Origin of the sequence: Liquorilactobacillus mali KCTC 3596 = DSM 20444, assembly GCF_000260415.1 — a bacterium.
Classification (GTDB): Bacteria; Bacillota; Bacilli; order Lactobacillales; family Lactobacillaceae; genus Liquorilactobacillus; species Liquorilactobacillus mali.
The window spans coordinates 15,385-33,560 of sequence record NZ_BACP01000012.1 but is presented as its reverse complement, the minus strand read 5'-3'; the positions used below and the strand labels follow the sequence as shown (position 1 = coordinate 33,560).

17 protein-coding genes and 1 pseudogene are annotated in these 18,176 nt (G+C 36.4%); 6 read left to right on the top strand and 12 right to left on the bottom strand.

The genetic code is table 11. The features are described from left to right. The first annotated feature begins 3 nt into the window (after nucleotides 1–3). Both GSM_RS02240 and fni read left to right on the top strand, forming a co-directional pair. Nucleotides 4–1,077 carry a phosphomevalonate kinase gene (locus GSM_RS02240; RefSeq protein WP_003687138.1) on the top strand — a complete coding sequence of 358 codons (1,074 nt, stop codon included), beginning with the start codon at nucleotides 4–6 and terminating at the stop codon, nucleotides 1,075–1,077. A gap of 19 nt (nucleotides 1,078–1,096) precedes the next feature. Next, nucleotides 1,097–2,125 carry a type 2 isopentenyl-diphosphate Delta-isomerase gene (gene fni / locus GSM_RS02235; RefSeq protein ID WP_003687139.1) on the top strand — a complete coding sequence of 343 codons (1,029 nt, stop codon included), beginning with the start codon at nucleotides 1,097–1,099 and terminating at the stop codon, nucleotides 2,123–2,125. Between the two features lie 126 nt (nucleotides 2,126–2,251). Here fni and GSM_RS14640 read toward each other — a convergent pair. Next, nucleotides 2,252–2,404: pseudogene (locus GSM_RS14640) on the bottom strand (helix-turn-helix transcriptional regulator); the annotation flags it as partial. A 154-nt stretch (nucleotides 2,405–2,558) separates the two neighbouring features. Here GSM_RS14640 and GSM_RS02230 point away from each other — a divergent pair. After that, the gene (locus GSM_RS02230) at nucleotides 2,559–3,626 is read left to right on the top strand and encodes a 2,3-butanediol dehydrogenase (protein WP_003687140.1); all 1,068 of its coding nucleotides are present in this window, start codon (nucleotides 2,559–2,561) and stop codon (nucleotides 3,624–3,626) included. A 270-nt stretch (nucleotides 3,627–3,896) separates the two neighbouring features. Here GSM_RS02230 and GSM_RS02225 read toward each other — a convergent pair whose 3' ends face one another. The 4 genes from GSM_RS02225 to GSM_RS02210 are packed head-to-tail and all read right to left on the bottom strand — an operon-like array spanning nucleotide 3,897 to nucleotide 7,386. Next, on the bottom strand, nucleotides 3,897–5,282 hold the full coding sequence (locus tag GSM_RS02225) for an RsmB/NOP family class I SAM-dependent RNA methyltransferase (protein ID WP_003687142.1): 1,386 nt from the start codon (nucleotides 5,280–5,282) through the stop codon (nucleotides 3,897–3,899). Nucleotides 5,283–5,286: 4 nt separating this feature from the next. Then, nucleotides 5,287–6,267 carry an ABC transporter permease gene (locus tag GSM_RS02220; protein ID WP_003687143.1) on the bottom strand — a complete coding sequence of 327 codons (981 nt, stop codon included), beginning with the start codon at nucleotides 6,265–6,267 and terminating at the stop codon, nucleotides 5,287–5,289. Between the two features lie 21 nt (nucleotides 6,268–6,288). Then, complete coding sequence (locus GSM_RS02215) at nucleotides 6,289–6,609, bottom strand: metal-sulfur cluster assembly factor (protein WP_003687146.1); 321 nt, start codon at nucleotides 6,607–6,609, stop codon at nucleotides 6,289–6,291. Between the two features lie 21 nt (nucleotides 6,610–6,630). Then, entirely contained in the window at nucleotides 6,631–7,386 is a 756-nt protein-coding gene (locus tag GSM_RS02210) for an alpha/beta fold hydrolase (RefSeq protein WP_003687148.1), read from the bottom strand. Between the two features lie 122 nt (nucleotides 7,387–7,508). Between GSM_RS02210 and GSM_RS02205 the strand changes: the two genes are divergently transcribed. Beyond that, complete coding sequence (locus GSM_RS02205) at nucleotides 7,509–8,321, top strand: Cof-type HAD-IIB family hydrolase (protein WP_003687151.1); 813 nt, start codon at nucleotides 7,509–7,511, stop codon at nucleotides 8,319–8,321. Nucleotides 8,322–8,527: 206 nt separating this feature from the next. Here GSM_RS02205 and GSM_RS02200 read toward each other — a convergent pair whose 3' ends face one another. From GSM_RS02200 to GSM_RS02185, 4 genes are all read right to left on the bottom strand, one after another. Continuing rightward, nucleotides 8,528–9,433, bottom strand: a complete 906-nt coding sequence (locus tag GSM_RS02200; RefSeq protein WP_003687153.1) for a phosphatase PAP2 family protein — start codon at nucleotides 9,431–9,433, stop codon at nucleotides 8,528–8,530. 349 nt (nucleotides 9,434–9,782) lie between these two features. Continuing rightward, a complete protein-coding gene (gene lysA / locus GSM_RS02195) occupies nucleotides 9,783–11,087 on the bottom strand; it encodes a diaminopimelate decarboxylase (protein ID WP_003687155.1) in 1,305 nt (434 codons plus the stop codon). Nucleotides 11,088–11,169: 82 nt separating this feature from the next. Further along, complete coding sequence (thmT, locus tag GSM_RS02190; RefSeq protein WP_261974520.1) at nucleotides 11,170–11,373, bottom strand: 2-hydroxymuconate tautomerase; 204 nt, start codon at nucleotides 11,371–11,373, stop codon at nucleotides 11,170–11,172. Between the two features lie 96 nt (nucleotides 11,374–11,469). Next, the gene (locus tag GSM_RS02185) at nucleotides 11,470–12,360 is read right to left on the bottom strand and encodes a YitT family protein (protein ID WP_003687158.1); all 891 of its coding nucleotides are present in this window, start codon (nucleotides 12,358–12,360) and stop codon (nucleotides 11,470–11,472) included. A 157-nt stretch (nucleotides 12,361–12,517) separates the two neighbouring features. Here GSM_RS02185 and GSM_RS02180 point away from each other — a divergent pair, with 157 nt between their 5' ends. After that, nucleotides 12,518–13,912: a C69 family dipeptidase gene (locus tag GSM_RS02180; protein WP_050901454.1), complete on the top strand. Its 1,395-nt coding sequence runs from the start codon at nucleotides 12,518–12,520 to the stop codon at nucleotides 13,910–13,912. Between the two features lie 82 nt (nucleotides 13,913–13,994). Here GSM_RS02180 and GSM_RS02175 read toward each other — a convergent pair whose 3' ends face one another. Continuing rightward, a complete protein-coding gene (locus GSM_RS02175) occupies nucleotides 13,995–14,357 on the bottom strand; it encodes an iron-sulfur cluster biosynthesis family protein (protein WP_010077736.1) in 363 nt (120 codons plus the stop codon). A 137-nt stretch (nucleotides 14,358–14,494) separates the two neighbouring features. Here GSM_RS02175 and GSM_RS02170 point away from each other — a divergent pair, with 137 nt between their 5' ends. Next, nucleotides 14,495–15,400 carry an MBL fold metallo-hydrolase gene (locus tag GSM_RS02170; protein ID WP_003687020.1) on the top strand — a complete coding sequence of 302 codons (906 nt, stop codon included), beginning with the start codon at nucleotides 14,495–14,497 and terminating at the stop codon, nucleotides 15,398–15,400. 102 nt (nucleotides 15,401–15,502) lie between these two features. Here the strand turns inward: GSM_RS02170 and GSM_RS02165 are convergent, their stop codons facing one another. Both GSM_RS02165 and cls read right to left on the bottom strand, forming a co-directional pair. Further along, nucleotides 15,503–16,438 carry an alpha/beta hydrolase gene (locus tag GSM_RS02165; protein ID WP_003687022.1) on the bottom strand — a complete coding sequence of 312 codons (936 nt, stop codon included), beginning with the start codon at nucleotides 16,436–16,438 and terminating at the stop codon, nucleotides 15,503–15,505. Between the two features lie 163 nt (nucleotides 16,439–16,601). Beyond that, on the bottom strand, nucleotides 16,602–18,053 hold the full coding sequence (cls, locus tag GSM_RS02160; protein ID WP_003687023.1) for a cardiolipin synthase: 1,452 nt from the start codon (nucleotides 18,051–18,053) through the stop codon (nucleotides 16,602–16,604). Nucleotides 18,054–18,176: the final 123 nt, after the last annotated feature.

Here is an 18,176-nt window from a genome sequence, read left to right as displayed (position 1 = left end):
TTTTTGATAACCGTTAAAGCTCCTGGAAAGCTTTATATTGCAGGTGAATATGCTGTCGTTGAAACTGGATTTCCTGCTATATTAGTCGCACTTAATCAATTCGTAACAGTCACAGTTGAAGAAAGTGATGACTATGGAACAATTAATTCTCAACAATACAAAGAAACACCATTATATTGGAAACGTGATGGAAACAATATGATATTTGATAACCGTGATAATCCATTCCATTACATTTTATCTGCAATCCGTCTGACGGAATCATACGCTCAGTCTTTAAATAAGACTATGAAATGCTATCACTTAAGTATCGATAGCGATCTTGACAGTCCTGATGGAAAAAAATATGGTTTGGGAAGTTCTGCTGCTGTCACTGTGGCAACAGTCAAAGCTCTCTGCCATTTTTATGATTTACCAATCGCAAATAATACCCTTTTTAAATTGGCGGCCATTGCACATCTTGATATTCAAGGAAATGGATCGTTGGGTGATATCGCAGCTAGTGTTTACGGCGGCTGGATCGCATATCGTTCTTTTGATCGTGATTGGCTTAAAAGTGCAAGAAATACTTTTAGTTTAAAAAAATTGCTCTCAATTGAATGGCCTCAGCTAAACGTTGAATTATTAACGCCGCCTGAGAACCTAGAATTATTGATAGGCTGGACAGGTTCGCCGGCATCAACGTCACATTTAGTTGATGCTGTCGGACTAAAGAAAGCTGAAAAAAGATCATCTTATCAAGAGTTCTTGAACTCAAGTAAGAAATGTCTCCTAAATATGATTGAAGGCTTTCATAATCGTAGTATCGAAGTAATTCAGAAAGAAATTCGCAGAAATCGTGAGTTATTGCAAGAACTTGGCCGACTGAGTAACGTTGAGATTGAAACACCTCTTCTTCACCAACTATGTGAAACTGCCGAGAAAGCTAAAGGTGCTGCAAAAACATCTGGTGCCGGCGGTGGTGATTGCGGAATTGTTGTAATAAATAAAAGATATGATACACAATTACTGACCAATAACTGGAAGAAGATTGGTATTAATCCATTAAATCTTCACGTTCATCAAATTAGTGACTAGCTTGTAAAGGAGGAGTATCTTGGATCAAAGACACGCACATCGTAAAGACGAACATGTTTTTATTGCAGAGAAACAATTCAATATCCAGAATGATAACGGGCTTGATCAAATTCGGATACTCCCCAATAATTTGCCGGAAATTGCAGTTGAAGAAGTTGACTATTCTACCACCATTGCAGGCAAAAAAACTGCTATTCCATTTTTTATCAATGCAATGTCTGGGGGAAGTCCTTCCACTACAAAATTAAACAAGAAATTAGCCCTCGCCGCGAATAAAACAGGAATCGCGATGGCAACAGGATCTCAAAGCATCGCGATTAAGTTTCCTGATGCAAGTGCCAGCTTTCAAGTTGTCAGAGAGTCTATGCCTAATGGGTTTGTTATAGGCAATTTAGGTGCTGGCAATGATTTGCATTCTGCAAAAGAAGCAATCAAGATGATTTCTGCCGATGTATTAGAAATACACCTCAATGCAATCCAAGAGATCATCATGCCTGAAGGAGATCGAAATTTTTACTGGCGTGATAAAATTGCGCAGATTGTAGCTAATCTTGACGTTCCCGTAATAGTAAAGGAAGTCGGCTTCGGCATCTCCCCTGCTACTCTGAAAAAATTAAAAAAGATAAACGTTAAGTACGTAGACTTATCCGGCTGGGGGGGCACTAACTTTGCACGAATTGAAAATCAGAGGCTTCATACTGAAAACTTTGACAGCTTAGATAATTTTGGAATGAATATAGCTGAAAGTCTAATTGCTGGTCAGTTATACAAAAATGATTTTTCCTTCACAGCTTCTGGCGGTATCCGTAATGCAATGGATATTGTCAAATGCCTCTGTTTAGGTGCAGACAACGTAGGAATCTCCGGATTATTCCTACACACCGTTCTAAAAGAAGATGTCGCTGGTCTAGTTAAACAAATTGAAGATTTAAAACATCAAGTCAAGGCTATTATGACCATTCTGGGTTGTCATAATATTAGCGAACTTCGCCAAATTCCATTAATTCTTTCTAGCGGTTTATTGAACTTTAAAAATCAATTAAATTAGTTAACAATCAAGGGGCTGTTTCAAAAGTTACATTTTGAAACAGCTCCTCTATTTATTCCGTATAATAGTGTTGATATCCTAATCCTAATAATTTTATAAAAATATTTATAATATGAATTTACATACTTCTTTCTCTAAATATTCACGCATCCCTGTATCCTCCTTTAATAATGTATCTAGTAAAATATGGTAGTAGTTACTCAATTTAATCAAGCTGTAAATATCAGGATAAGTTTTTTCATTTTCCCAACTAGAAATAGTTTGCCTAGTAATAAAAAATCCTTAGCAACTTGACCTTGATGAGTTAAATTATGACTGCTTTAAACATTAAACCTATTGAAAAATAATCTTTTTTATCTTATACTACCATTAGGAAGCGCTTACGAAAGCGCTTGCTATTTATTAAAAAATATTAAGTTAGGAAGTCTTAGTTATGAAAGCGGCAAGAATTTATGGGAAAAAAGATGTTCGGTTAGAAGATGTTAACATTACTGAACCTAAGAAAAACCAAGTTCAGATCAAGGTTAAGTATTGCGGAATCTGCGGAAGTGATCTGCATGCATATCTCGAAGGCTGGGGTCTTCCTACTGTCGCACACCCGTTAACTGGAAAGACAGTTCCAATTACATTAGGACATGAGTTCGCTGGAGAAATAGTTAAAGTCGGAGACGATGTTACTGACCTTAAAGTTGGCGATGCAATTGCGGTAGAACCTCTGATAGCATGTGGTAAGTGTGAAAACTGTCGCAAAGGATTTTATAATTTTTGTAATAACGCAGTTACAAAAGACGGTGCCGGAAACTTTCTAGGTTTTTCAGATAATGGCGGTTTCGCTGAATATGCTAACGTAGATTCATTTTTTGCACATAAAATGCCAGAGGGAATGCCTTTTGAACTGGGAGCACTTGCTGAACCAACTGCTGTAGTGTTTGAGGCAATTAAGAAGAGTGGCCTACGTGCCGGAGAAGATGTTGCCGTTGAGGGTGCGGGACCAATCGGTTTATTGACAGCAATTTTAGCAAAGCTTGCAGGAGCAAATCGCGTATTTGTAATTGATGTTTCGCAAGATCGTTTGAACAAAGCAAAGGAATTAGGACTCAAACGTATTTTGAACCCCAGCAAAGTAGATGTATTAGAAGAAGTTCGAAAAGAATGTCCAAATGGCGTTGATGTTTCCTTCGAAGCTGCAGGTGTTCAAGCAACATTTGAAAATGCATTACAGCTAACAAAGAGAACCGGTACATTGCAAATTGTTGCCCTTTTTGGAAAACCGCTTAAGGTGGATATGACAAATGAAGTTATTATGCAGGGTATCGATATTATAACCACTCTTTGTTATAACAATTCCTATCCAGAAGTTTTAGGAATGTTGAATAATCATCGTGAGTTATTCGAAAAGTTGGTAACAAAAAAGATCCCCTTAAGCGAGGTCATTGAACACGGGATTAAAGCATTGTCGTCTGAAAAAGAACAAGTTAAGATCTTGGTTTCACCAGAATAATTTTTTTAAATTAATCTTGGATGCTAAATTAACTTTTTCCATCATCTAAATGCATCATTAGAAACACAACAAGTAATCTAAAAAAACGACATAAGTCGATAAAATTTGAGTGTTGACATGAGATTATAAGTAAATTCACAATTTGGACTTATGAAACACGTTTATACGGAATAAATAAAGGAGCTAGATCAGAATATAACTTTTGATCCAGCCCCTACTTTTATTGATTTTTAATGAATATGTTATGAAGAAATTTTCCTTCATCAGACATCAGACCGAAAATCGTAATCCCTTTGGGAAGAAATTCTTTAAAGTTCCATTGACCAATTTAGCGAAAGCAAAAAGCTTCCCATCGCAACGTAAAACATACCAGCCCTTTTTTAGCTGCGTATCAACCAGTGAAATTATATTCCCGGATACATACTCTGCCCACTCAGTTTTTGTTACATCTATAATTCTTAAGACATCTGAACTCTTGATTGCCAAAGCAAGTCCATATGCCGGTTCAAATCTTTTTTTCTTAAATACCCCAACCTGAAATCCTGGTTTTACAAATTTCAATTTTTCAATATTGGGCCACTTACTTGAATAATAGAAAAGCTGATCTCCCCAGCACCTCAAATTATCTGCATTAAACAGTTGCTGATTGAAGACTTCTTTTTCAAAATCCTTCCACAGTCTCTCTTCTTCTTTACTAAGGTTTCTAAATACTGAGGTTTCCTTTTTCTTTTTCCTATTTTTCTTGCTATCATTGCCATTACTAATTGGTTCTCTTTTATCTTGAAGCTTAGCTATGAAGTGTCCTTCACCCTTAAAATGATGAGGAAACAATCTAACCGCCTTTGCCATCTCCATATTATCACCAGCAAATCTCGGAAAACCAGAATCCATTCCCGCGTACTTCTTCACAGGAATCAGTTCTAACTCATAATTCTTCATAAGCCACCCAATAATTTGCTCATCTTCTTCAGGTGCAAAGGTACAAGTCGAATAAATTAACTGACCACCCGGTTTAAGCATCTTCATTGTTTCAATCAAGATTTCTCTTTGCCTTGCAGCACATTCAGCTGGATAATCCTTATGCCAATATTTAATTGCATCTGGATCTTTTCTAAACATTCCTTCACCTGAGCATGGTGCGTCAACAAAAATTTTGTCAAAATAATTTGTTATTTTTTGTGCCATTGCTTGTGGGCTCTCATTTAAAATCACAACATTTGTTGCGCCAATACGCTCAATATTCTCAGCAAGAATGCCTGCTCTTTTTCTATTAATCTCATTCGAAACGAGTAAGCCCTGACCAGCTAATTTTATTGCAATTTGGGTTGACTTACCGCCAGGTGCTGCGCATAAATCCAAAATAACCTCACCTGGTTGGACATCCCCAACTTCTGCAACATACATAGCACTGGGCTCTTGACTATAAACATATCCTGTTTGATGCTCCAACGACTTACCACTAACACTTCCATAGAATCCAGTTGGTACATAAGGTATTGGACGATTAAGCGCGTAATCAATGTTTTCATAATTTTCTTTTAACGGATTGACACGGAATGCCTTAACAGGTTCAGTTTGCAATCCTTCGAAAAAAGCAGGTGCATCATCACCTAGAAGGTTAGTATATTTTTCTTTAAAATCCACTGGAAACTTCATTAAATCACTGACCCCTATTCATACTTATTACTCTTCTTCTTAAAAGCAGGATGTATATGATGTTTATCAGAATAAAACTGCTTATATTATAAATCAGTAATGGTATATAATTATTCAATTCAGTAATAAACATACCAGCCATCACACCAAAAACTGTTCCTAAACCTGATAAAAGGACAAAAAATTCCCACTCTTCAAATAACAGTTGTCGAGGTTCTTTCCCCTCATCTAGAAGATTACGATACCGTTTCTTATTGCTTATTATCCAAACGATTACCCCAAATACGAGCAGTACGAACAATGCAAACAACATTAACAACTCTTGAAAATGATCCAATATCCATGAATCTTGATTAATCAAAAAGTGTTTCTGCGCCAAATGCTCAACTTGCTTGGCCCCTAATACAGATTTCAGCGTATTTTTGTCTAATGCCTTTTTCCCATCAACTATTATCCGATAATTATTGGCAATCAAACGTTTGCTCTTTTCAATACTTAGCACTATAAAAATCTGCTTATCCAATTGAGATGAATACTTGTCACCCATCACACCTAATACAGGCACATACCTATTATCAATTTTTAAATATTCTTGGTCTTTTGGTTCATACAGCTTCTTCTCATAATTCTTTCCAACAACTGCTACTTCGACTTCAGAGTCAAAAGTTCCAGTACCAAAAAAGTTACCATTAATCATTGGTGGAACGCCAAAAGAACCAGTACCGTAAAAATAAGTCAAGTGCTTATTTTTTTTATCTTGAAAATGGATTTGCACATCCTTGATATTTTTACTTTTTTTAATTGTCTGCGTAACATCCCAAATTGTTTCTTTTTTACTCAAGGTAACATGATATGCAGCCGCAGACAAATTATGATTATCCAATTGAATTATTAAACTTTTCTGTTGAATTTTTACAAAAAGAAACACACTTGCTATGGCAAACACAGCGGTATATAAAAGTAAGAACAGTCTTTTAGTTAACAATTATTTTGTCTCCTAGCCTTTTTAGTGAATCCCTAAAGCCATCTTGGCATACCTTGTCATCTTGTCAATCGTCCATGCTGGCTCCCACACAAAATTAATATTTACTTGTTCAACTTCAGCAATCGGCTGGAGCTCACGCTCAATCATTTCAGCCAAAACATCGGTTAACGGACATCCCATCGTTGTCAGGGTCATTTTTATTTCGCATGAACCAGCTGAGTCAAGGTCTATCTCGTAAATCAATCCCAAATTCACAATATCTACACCCAATTCAGGATCAATTACATTTTCTAACTTTTCAATAATCTCATCTTTTACATCTTCAACATTTCTACTAGTCATCCTGTATCCCCCGCTTTAAGTTTAGTCAAAATATTCATAAAACCTTTCTGCCATTTCTACGGTTGTTGCTTGAGAAACTTTATGACTACCACCTTGAGTGGTAGTAAAACTGACATTTTCAGCATACGAATGATCTTTAATTCTATCATAAAATTCCTTAGTTGGCTTATAAGGAACCATTCGATCCCCAGTTGCATGCCAGAAATGTACAGGCCTTCCAGCAATTTTTTGTGGATTCATGGATAAATCAATAATCGATAATTGTTCAAGTTCTTTTTCAACATATGCTGGATCCACATCTTGAACCCCTGGAATCCTGTCCAACAAGGTTCTAGCAAATTCTACAGGACGCGGCGAGCCCATCAGACATACCGCAGCAGTTATCTCCGAATAAATACTCAATAGAGCACAGGTAGTGATTCCTCCCATTGACAATCCACTAACTCCTATTTTGTTATCTTTTATTCCAAATTCCTTTTTGTAAAAACTAATCAAAGTTGGAAATTCCTTAACAGAGTTCGCAATTATTTGCCAGAATTGTAGCTGATGGTTTTCTGCGGGACCATCTACTTCTCGTTCACCATGATAAAGGGCATCTGGTAAAACAACACGAAATCCTCTCTTTGCAATTTCATATCCTTGTGTTAAGACGCGCTCTTTGCAACCAGTCCAACCATGATAGAAAATTACCAGCGGTAGACTATCCTCTTTCCTATCAGCTAAAACAACCTCTAGAACAGGAATATTTTTGATGCTTTTTGGTTCAACAATCATCATCGTGCTATCGCCTCCATATAATTATGTACCAATTATACACCGTTGCTTATACCAAACTCTAGTAAAATTAGTGTTTTTATGGTATCTTAAATTCTACGAGTTTTCATGAATGAGGTGTTAATTTGAAACAAAAATTAATTGCATTAGATTTAGACGGAACAACCCTGAATGCAGATTCACTTATTAGTTCAAAAACTATCAGTGTTCTGCAAAAAGTATGTAAGGCAGGACACATTGTCTCAATTGTCACTGGCCGACCATATCGTATCTCAAAAAAGTACTATGACGAACTACAAATAAAAACGCCCATGATTAATTTCAATGGTGCACTTGGTCATATTCCTTACAGAAATTGGGGTAAAGAATATCAAGATACTTTTTCACGCGAGATTGCTTTTGATTTATTAAAAAATAAAGAAAACTTGGGAATTAAATTAATTGCAGCTGAAGCAAAAACAATGATGCTTGCAGACAGTGTTAATCCTGTAACCGATGGATTCTTTCCTACTTCGTTAAGTACACAACAGCTTCTAAACGAAGATAATTTGGCAACTGATCCAGCCTCTATCACACTTTTGGTCGAGGAAGACGCCAAAGAAAAAATCATCTCTGAGCTAAAGAAAAATTATGGTGACTACATTGAGGTTGGTGTATGGGGTGGCGCAAACCCAATTTTAGAACTAGCTCCTAAGGGCATCACTAAGGAAAAAGGAGTTCGACTTCTAGCTAATAATTATAATATTGACCGCAAAAATATTATCGCATTTGGTGATGAACATAATGATTATGAAATGATCGATTATGCTGGCTGGGGTGTTGTTATGAAGAACGGAACAGATGCACTTAAAAAAATCAGTAATGATATAACTGAGTTCGATAATACACAAGATGGTTTAGCAAATTATCTTGAGAAATATCTTGGTTTAGCTGAATAATTAATTCAGAATAAACAAATTATGCTCCATAAGCCAATAAAATTTTGACTTATGCGACATACAACTTATGGGATATACATTTATCCGAAAATAAATATTGAAGGAATGGGCGAATTTTAATTTTCGCACAGCCCCTTCTATTTTTTTAAAATCAAGATAAAAATCACTACTTCTACTAAATCAAGGCTTTTCTAATACTGCTCAAACTACATTTTTAAATCATCGCTCAAAAGGCGATCGTACAATTCACGCATAACAAAAATGATCGTTGCAGTTAAGAAGAACGAGAATGTTACATCAGAAAGAAAATGAGCTCCAATGATTACCCGCGATACCCCGAGTAAAATTCCATAGACAATCCCTGTGACCCAAAGACGTTTATGCCACTTCGACTGTGTTGCAAACCAGGAGAATACAATACACAGTGTTCCCGCCATTGTGTGACCTGAAGGGAAAGACTTATGTCCATTAATACCGTTTGGATGGAACCAAGGTGTAAATTCCTTTTGAGAAGCGCTCAGTTCGTAGGGACGAACACGGCCCCAAACATCCTTCAAAGTCAGGTTGATCTCTAAAGCAAACCAAACTGTCAATGATGCAAAAACAGCTACAATCAAGTAACGGGTAAGCTGCGTATTATCCTTTTTAGCCATCCAATATCGAACTAAAGCTGTGATTATTATGTAGACGACCAACCACAAAGCAATGGCAATTCCTACTGAAAGTTTTGCTGTTGCAGCATCACTATTTGCTAACCCCATATCTTTGCCTGAATGAATATTGCTGAGTGCAGATAAAGCATAGCTTTCAATCTCATTAAGATACTGCTTCAACTGCCATAATGAAAGACTGAGACCCCCAATAAATAGAACACTTGAAAATAACATCTCATCAAGATGTCTCAAAGCATATGCCATCGCAATCTCACCACATAAAACAAAAATACAATAAACTGGAAATTCTCCAAATGTTTGAAAAATCGTTCCAAAAATACTATTGTAATTTATTACTGTATTACTGATTGCCAAATCACCAAAACTTGCAATAAGAAGTAAAATTACACAAATAATCGCTGAAACTAAAAATAATTTTTTCTTAGCACTATATTCCATTACATCATCTCCCTTAATTCAAAGTCTAACGTACTAATGTAAATATTCTGTCACAATTTGTTATTTGTTATGTAAAATAATAAATTAAAACGTTTACAGTATAATTTTTTTAATCTTGTTGGGTTCATTCAAAACAAAAAGTTTCTACTTTTAAAATTAACCTATGAAACACATTTATTTGAGATAAATAAGAGGGGCCAAGTCAAAAGTTAACTTTTGACTCAGCTCCTCTATGCCAAGCTTACCTATTATTTTTGAATAAATGTATGCTAATTATTTTCCGCCAATATTATAAACAATCAATCCAGTACTCAAACTTTCTTATATCATTTCCTGAAGGATTGAAAAATCAGAGACCTAAATCATAATTCAATAAATCTTCGTAAGTCTCTCTCCTAATAATCAATTTGGATTCGCCATTTTCACAAAAGACAACGGCCGGTCTCGGATTACGATTATAGTTGCTTGCCATTGTATATCCGTATGCTCCCGTTGATGGAACGGCCAAGGTATCACCTGGGTGGGTAATTGGCAGCAAGGCATCTTTCACCAGAATATCACCAGACTCGCAATATTTTCCTACTACGGTAACAATCTGTTCCTTCAATGCATGTGGTTTATTAGCCAGAATCGCAGCATACTTTGCCTGATAAAGTGCTGGTCTAATATTATCCCCCATTCCTCCATCAACCGAAACAAAGTGACAAACTCCTTCTACATCCTTGCGTGAACCTACCGTATATAAAGTTGTGCCCGCTTCAGCAGCTAGTGAACGTCCTGGCTCGATCCAAATTTCTGGGAATTCAAGGTTAGCTTCAGATATTTTCTTCTTAACCTCTGCAATAATTTGCTCTACAAAATCCTCCGCAGGTGAAGGCTGATCACTATCAACATATCGTGCTCCAAAGCCTCCGCCAAGATTTAGTAATTTAGCAGAAAAACCAAACTCCTCATTCCACTGCTTCAATAAGGAAACCATTTTATCCACGGCCATTACAAAACCTCTAGCAGCAAATATTTGAGAACCTATATGACAATGTACTCCGAGAACATTCATTCTAGGATTATCGATTAACTCTTTCAATGCTTTTTTAGCTTGACCACTGTGTACATCAAAACCAAACTTCGAATTCTCTTGCCCAGTTGAAATGTACTTATGTGTCTCAGCCTCAATTCCTGGTGCAACACGTACAACCACAGAAATTGTTGTGTCTTTTTCTTTTAAGATCTTATTCAAAAACGCTATTTCTTGAAAATTATCAACCACGATGCAACCAATCTGAGCATCAACAGCCATCTCCAGTTCAACTGGTAACTTGTTGTTTCCATGAAATTCAATTCTTTTTGCCGGCATACCACCCTTTAACGCAGCTACTAATTCTCCCCCAGAAACCACATCACAACCTAGTCCTTCGCCTGCAACAAGTTGGTACATTGCAACAGCCGAAAAGGCCTTGCTTGCATAGGTCACTCGATAAGGAACATCTGCATCAATAAAAGCCTGTTTGAAGTGGTTTATCTGACTTTTTATTTTTGAGACATCGTACGCTATCAAAGGTGAACCGTATTTAGAAACAAGTTCTAAAGTATCAACCCCACCAATTGTTAAATGTCCTGCTTCATTTGTTGCTATTTCATCCGATAAACTTGTCAACTTCAAACATCCTTTCTTTTCAAAAAAATCTAATTAAACAAAAAAGCCGGGAATACTGCCCCAGCCCTTCATACACATCTAATTATTCATCACTTTTGAGAACTCCGCCTACACTATAGCGGTTTTTTTGCATCTCACTAAGAATAACGTGGACATGTTCAGCTGGTGCTCCAGTGTTTTTACTAACAGCTTTAGTGACATCTTCCACGAGGTGTTTAAGTTGATCTTGTGTACGACCTTCAATCAAATCAATATGTACGATTGGCATAAATTTCCCTCTTTTCAGCAAAACAAATGATAGTTATATTAAAGCAGAAATAACATTGGAAAGCAATTAAAAATCCTAAAAAAGCTATTTAAAAAAGATTGTTTCCCTTTCTTATTAATTGCTCAATTTATTCTTGATTTCATCCTGCTGCTTTTCATCTGCAAAGTTCCCTGCAACATCAGCAGTGTTAACAAAGTTTATAAATGCTGCTGGATCAGTTTGCTCTATAATCTGCTTGAATTTGTACAGTTCATACCGGGTCAAGACTATCATCAAGGTTTGATTTTTGCTGTCTGAATACCCACCGCTTGACTGTAAAACTGTCACACCACGAATCAGCGAGTTTTTGACCTCCGGGATGATTGCCTCTGCGTGTTTCGTAACCACGAAAGCAGTAAGCTTTTGATGCGATGTATGGATTCCATCAACGACTCTTGTCATCGCATAATTTGAAATGATTGTATATAATGCGCTTTGCCAACTAAAATAAACACCAGCAGTCAAAATTATCATCATATTCGTTATCATCATTAAGCTTCCGATGGATTTACCGGTTGTCTTATTAAGTACAACTGCAATAATATCCATCCCACCTGTTGAAAAACCGAATTTCAAGGCATATCCAACTCCAGCACCTGTGATGACTCCTCCAAATAAGGCACTCATCAGGGGATTTGAAGTCAAATGAATAACAGGTATGACAATTGCTAAGATAGTGGTTAATAAGACCGTCAAAACACTGTAGTACGTAAAACTTTTACCGACCTTTAACCACCCCAATATCCCAACTGGAACATTCAGTAAGAATATAAAGTATCCGGTATCAATATTTATACCTGTAATTTTTACCAACAAGGATGAAATTAATTGCGCTATCCCATTAAGACCGGAACCAAAAATGTTGCCTGGAATCAAAAATAAATTTAAAGCACATGCCAAAAGGATTGACGACCAAAAAATAATTGCGATTCTCTTTATTTGATCTGGTATTTTATTTAAAAGCACGATTAAGTTCTCCACTTCAAATTAATTTACACAGCAGCAACTTTTTCTTACAACAAAAAGCTCTGCTATGCTAGAATCATTTTAACGAAATAATTTAGAAAAAGAAAGAGGAATTAATTTGTCATTTAAAGAACAGAGTTTTTCAGCTTGTACAAGTATGCTCGTAGGAAGAAAAGCAAGTATTGATGGATCGATCATGATTGCGCGAAACGAAGATTCAAAAACCGCATGGCCAAAACATTTTAAAGTATACCCTCACACTGACTATGACGATAAACAGGTCTTTATTTCGCCAGACAATGGTTTTACAATGGAGCTGCCCCAAATTAGCGGACGTTACACAGCCACTCCCGAATGGACCGACAAGTTCGGTATCTTTGCTGAGGATGGCTTTAATGAGTATGGTGTTGCTATGAGTGCTACTGAAAGCGCGTATGCAAATGAACGAGTTCTCGGAGCTGATCCGCTAATTTCTGATGGAATTGGTGAAGAAGCAATGATTACAGTCACACTGCCGTATATCCATTCGGCTCGAGAAGGTGTCCAATATCTTGGCAAAATAGTTGAAGAAAAAGGGGCAAGTGAATCAAATGGTATTTTATTTGCCGATCAAAAAGATGCTTGGTACATGGAGATTGCAACAGGTCATCATTGGGTAGCACAACGGATACCTGACGATTCCTATGCGGTGGTTGCCAATCAGTTAGCAATCCAAGAAATCGACTTTTCTGATAAGGATAACTTCTTATATTCAACAGGTATTACGGAATTTGTTTCACTGAACAAACTAAACTCTGCAAGAGATTCTTTCAACTTCCGTAATATCTTTGGAACGCAAGATTTAAGCGATGCAATCTATAGTACCCCACGTGTGTGGTATGGGCAAAAGTATTTGAATCCTGAAATTGAACAAAATCCAATGAGTCAAGAGCTTCCTTTCATCCGCAAAGCGAATCGTCTAATCAGCCGCGAAGATATTGAATTCGTTCTTGGATCACACTTTCAGGGAACAGATTATGATCCAATTGGACAAGGTCCCGCTGATTTAAAGTACAAGTTCCGTCCAATTAGCCTAGCAAAGACGCAGGAATCACATATTCTCCAAATTCGACCTAATCTCCCACTTGAACTTGCAGGGATACAATGGCTTGCAATGGGAGTCACTGCACAAAGTATCTTCGTCCCCTTTTACGCAACAATTAACGATACTCCAGAATCTTATAAAAAAGGAGAGGCGACATACAGTGCAGACTCGGCTTATTGGAAATACAAATTGCTTGGTATTTTGGTTGATAGTAATTACCTAGAGTTTGGTCAAAAGCTAAAGGCCATGCAAAAAGAAGTTAGGATCGAATTAAACAAGCGTATTCGCGAAATTGATCAGCATATTCAAAGTGATGTAAAATCGAAAAATAAGGGTGATCTCATCACAAAATATTCAAATGAAAATGCGCTCTACGCAAGCAGAAAAGTTGAAGAATTAACTGCTCAACTGATTACTGAAGCGACTGCATTTTCACCGCTTGATTTTAAAACCGATGCTAATTTATGATAAAAAAAGTGGCAAGAGCCTAATCAAAAAGTGCAGGCTTTTGTCACTTTATTCAAATTAAGGAATTCAGTTCATAACAGAGTTAGACTCCGACTTCAAAGCGCTCAACATTAACGGCAGCAGTTAACTCACCGGAGTTGGCACCCTTAAGACGTAACATTTGCGTCTTTTCATTTAATTCTAGTGTCATGTCTTCGTCCATATACATTTTACTGTAACCTTTAATGGCAATTGGACCCATATCAGTATCAATACTTTCATCGTAGTCATGCGAATCAATAGCTGGGTCAACTAAAAGCACGCGGAAAACAGATGCTAAAGTACAAGTACCTACACGAGAAAGGGCACCTACACCATCGTCAAAGTCTAACAAAACCTTAACATCTGACCCGCCTATCTTGCTTCGTAGTTTTTCCTGTGCTTCCGGAGTGATTTTTAAATACATTTTAGTTCCTCCATTCGTTTTTTTACCATGTCTCAACTACTATGTCTCAACTACATTGTACACGCTATATATAAAGACTCAAAGTATTTGCTTCTAAAAAGTTAGCATTGTTGGTATTTATGTAAGGAGAATTCAATATGTCAGAAAATAATTCAGAGTTTGTTTTCGAAAATATTCAGTTTGATGTTCGCAAAACTGTTATTAAAGAATACGTCTTTATCACACACTATAGTGAAAATAATATCAGTGCTCTAAGAACATCTGACAAAAAAATCAGATTTTATTTATCACTAGAACTTTACACATTAATTCAAAAATTAATACGATTTGGCTTCATTGATAAGCTGCAAAGTCAACCAAAAATAATTCCAGCTCAATACCCACAAAGAATCGCTGGAGTTGAAATAACCGCCTTCAAAAATGATGATTCCTTGTATGGCTCACTCGCCTTTCTTATCAACTCATCAAGTAAGTCTATTTTTTACTGTCATTCATTCACTAACAACGGTGCTCATGGCAAGCGGCTCAAAAAATGGAAAAAAGTTATTCGGCAAAATCAGCCATCATCTTTTTACTTAGATGCGAAAATGTACACAAATAATTCTCAGCCAATCATTAGTGAAACAGGTATCCAAAAACAATTTGGCAAATTCATTTCACATGTATCGGCTGATACTCCCACAAAAGTCTTATTCTCACCCTTGAATCCAGAACGTCTTGCTAAATATAACGAGACCGCGAGAGAACATGATAGGATAATTCTCTGGCAAAAAGAATATGCTGAATTTCTAAATTTCTTCTTTCCAGATGATGAATTCTTAACTTCCTTCTCAAAAGATGAACAAAATTTAGCAGTCATCCAGCAAGTTGATACAAAGTTAGAGATAATCGATGCTGAAAATAACTACACTGATCCAATGTTGCAACCTGTCACTGCAGCAAATTATCCAACCAAGATCACACCTTTAATTACTCCCATTGATGACAACAGTCTCTTACAATTAAAACAAGATTTAAAAATCGAACAAATTATTTTTTGGTAAAAATGTAATATGAGCATACAAAAAAGAGTGTGATATAAATCAGTAAAATTTGAGTTTTGGCTCAAACCTGCTGAAGATCACACTCTTTTTTTATCAAAATTATCAATTCAAATATTCTGTAAAGAAATGGCTAACCTTTTTCTGGTATTCCTTTGGATAATCATAATACGTCATCGCATGTCCGGCCTTTGCAGCTACCCATATTTTCTTTGTTCCTTTGGTAGCTGCATAATTTTGATAGACCATCTTTGTAGGAACAAACGTGTCTTCACCACCGTGGATAAAATATATTGGCAGTTTATTCTTGCGTAATTGTTTTAATGAACTCCCAGCTTTAAAATTAAATCCAGCCTTAAAGTTAGTGTACCAAGCTGCAGTTGTGATTAATGGTTCCTTTGGTAAGTTAAAGCGCGCCTTGAGCTCGTAAGCCAGTTCACTCTCAATACTTGAATATCCGGCATCTTCAACAATTGCTTTGACCTGTTTAGGTAATTTCTCACCACTAACCATCATGACCGTTGCTCCACCCATACTGACACCAAAAAGCCCTATTTCAGAGTTTTTGCCATTTTTCGCAATTACTTTCTTAATCCACTTTACATAATCCAAACGATCCGGCCATCCAAAACCAATATATTTTCCTTGGCTTTCACCTGCACCGCGATCATCTGGTGCTAAAACGTTGTATCCAAGTTCATGGAACATCCGAATATAACTAGCCATATCTTTATGGTTTTCCTGATACCCGTGGGCCACGATAATTGTTTTTTCTGTTTTTTCTTTTGCAGGAACATAGGCTGCATGTAATTTTAGATCTTGATCAGCAGAAATCTCATTCCAACTCTCTTGCTTCACATTTTGCAGCCATTTCTTATCAGCACCTAATCGCTTTGCCTTCTTAGCAGGAATCTTTGAATTGAGGGGACTTTGTGGCTCAAAAGCAAAGTTATAGAGATACACGCTTGCACCACCGACTCCTGCTAAGACTACAACAACTAATAATCCAAATACTATACCAAAAATCTTTTTCTTACTCATCAATTTTCTCCATCTTTTTTTCAAACAAAATGTAACCAAATCTGGATCAAAAATTATCTTTTGTCCCAGATTCTAGCTTCTCAGTTTACGCCGACAAATGTGTTCCATAAGTCAACATTCTCCGCCAGCTCATCTCGCATTATTTCTTATTGGCACATAACTTCTACAAAATTGGAGATAACAGCCTTGAAAAATACTGTTTGAACTTTAACCATATTGATTGCTCCTTAAAATCTTCAATCGTTAATTTTGTAGATTTCTTCATATCTTCCCTAAAAATATTACTTAACTGTTCACTTATCTCTTGATCATACAAGAAGGCATTAACTTCAAAGTTCAACTTAAAACTGCGATAATCCATGTTTGCAGAACCAACAGAAGCAATCTTATCATCTACAACCAATGTTTTTGAATGTAAAAAACCATTATCGTATCTGTATATCTCTACACCATTTGTAATTAATGACTTCGCATAATACTGTGTTGCACGATATACGAAAGGATGATCTGGCATTGAGGGAATCATAATCTTGACTTTAATTCCCGAAAATGCCGCTAATGAAAGAGCTTCTAAAATGGGATCATCTGGTATCAGATAAGCAGTTTGAATCATTATATATTCAGTAGCATTATTAATCATCTTAATATATCCAAGTTTAATCTTCTCAATGTCATTATCAGGTCCGCTTGAAACAATCTGGATACTCGTTTTTCCCTGGCGCTTGACCAGCGGAAAATAATTTTCTTGATAATCAATACGATCCTTTTCTGGAGCAGTAGCGTTCCAATCCATGAAGAATCTGGACTGCATAGAATCAGTAGCATTTCCCTGAACACGAATATGAGTATCTCTCCAATAACCAAACTTCTTGCTTCTGCTTAAATATTGATCTCCAACATTGAAGCCGCCAATATAGCCAACTTTTCCGTCAATAATCACTAGCTTACGGTGATTACGATAGTTCAAACGAAAACTAGAGAAACTTCGACCTGAACCAAAGAATGCTTCTGCACGACCACCAAGTTCTTCTAACTTAGCAAAAAACTTTTTGGTTGTACCATGTGAACCAAAACTATCATAAATGACTCGTACCTTGACACCTTCAGCCGCTTTCTTTTCAAGCAGATGCAAAAGTTGGTTCCCAATCTCATCGTTGTAAAACGTGTAATACTCTACATGAACATGGTCGGTTGCAGCCGCTATATCCTCAAACAGCCTTTTGAACTTTTCCTTACCATCTGTCAATATTTCAACCTTATTATGCTTGGTTAAAATAGCATTATCGGTTTCTAGAAAAAGATGAACCATCTCGCGTGCCGTATCAATTATCTCATCTGCTGGCAGTAATTCTTTTTCATCCCACTGTTCTTTTTGCAGGCTAACCAGCTGATCGATACCAATTTGTTTTTGTGTTCTAATATCATCAATTTTGTTTCGTGAAAGCTTTTTCCCAATGAATAAATACAGAATAAACCCTATTACAGGTAATAACAGTAAAACCAAGAGCCAAGCCCATGTGGCTGAGATTTCACGTTTTTCCCTAAAAACTGTTAACATTGCAAAAACAAGGTTCAATAAAAAAACAACTTCAATAATCATTAATGTTATGGACATCTACTTCCCCTTTTCTGATTTTTGCTTAACATTACTGCGCAAAAAACAAGATATCTATGAAAAATTTTACTCTTCATTGATTCATTTGTCATTTTTATTAGCACAATAAAAAAACGAAGCCAT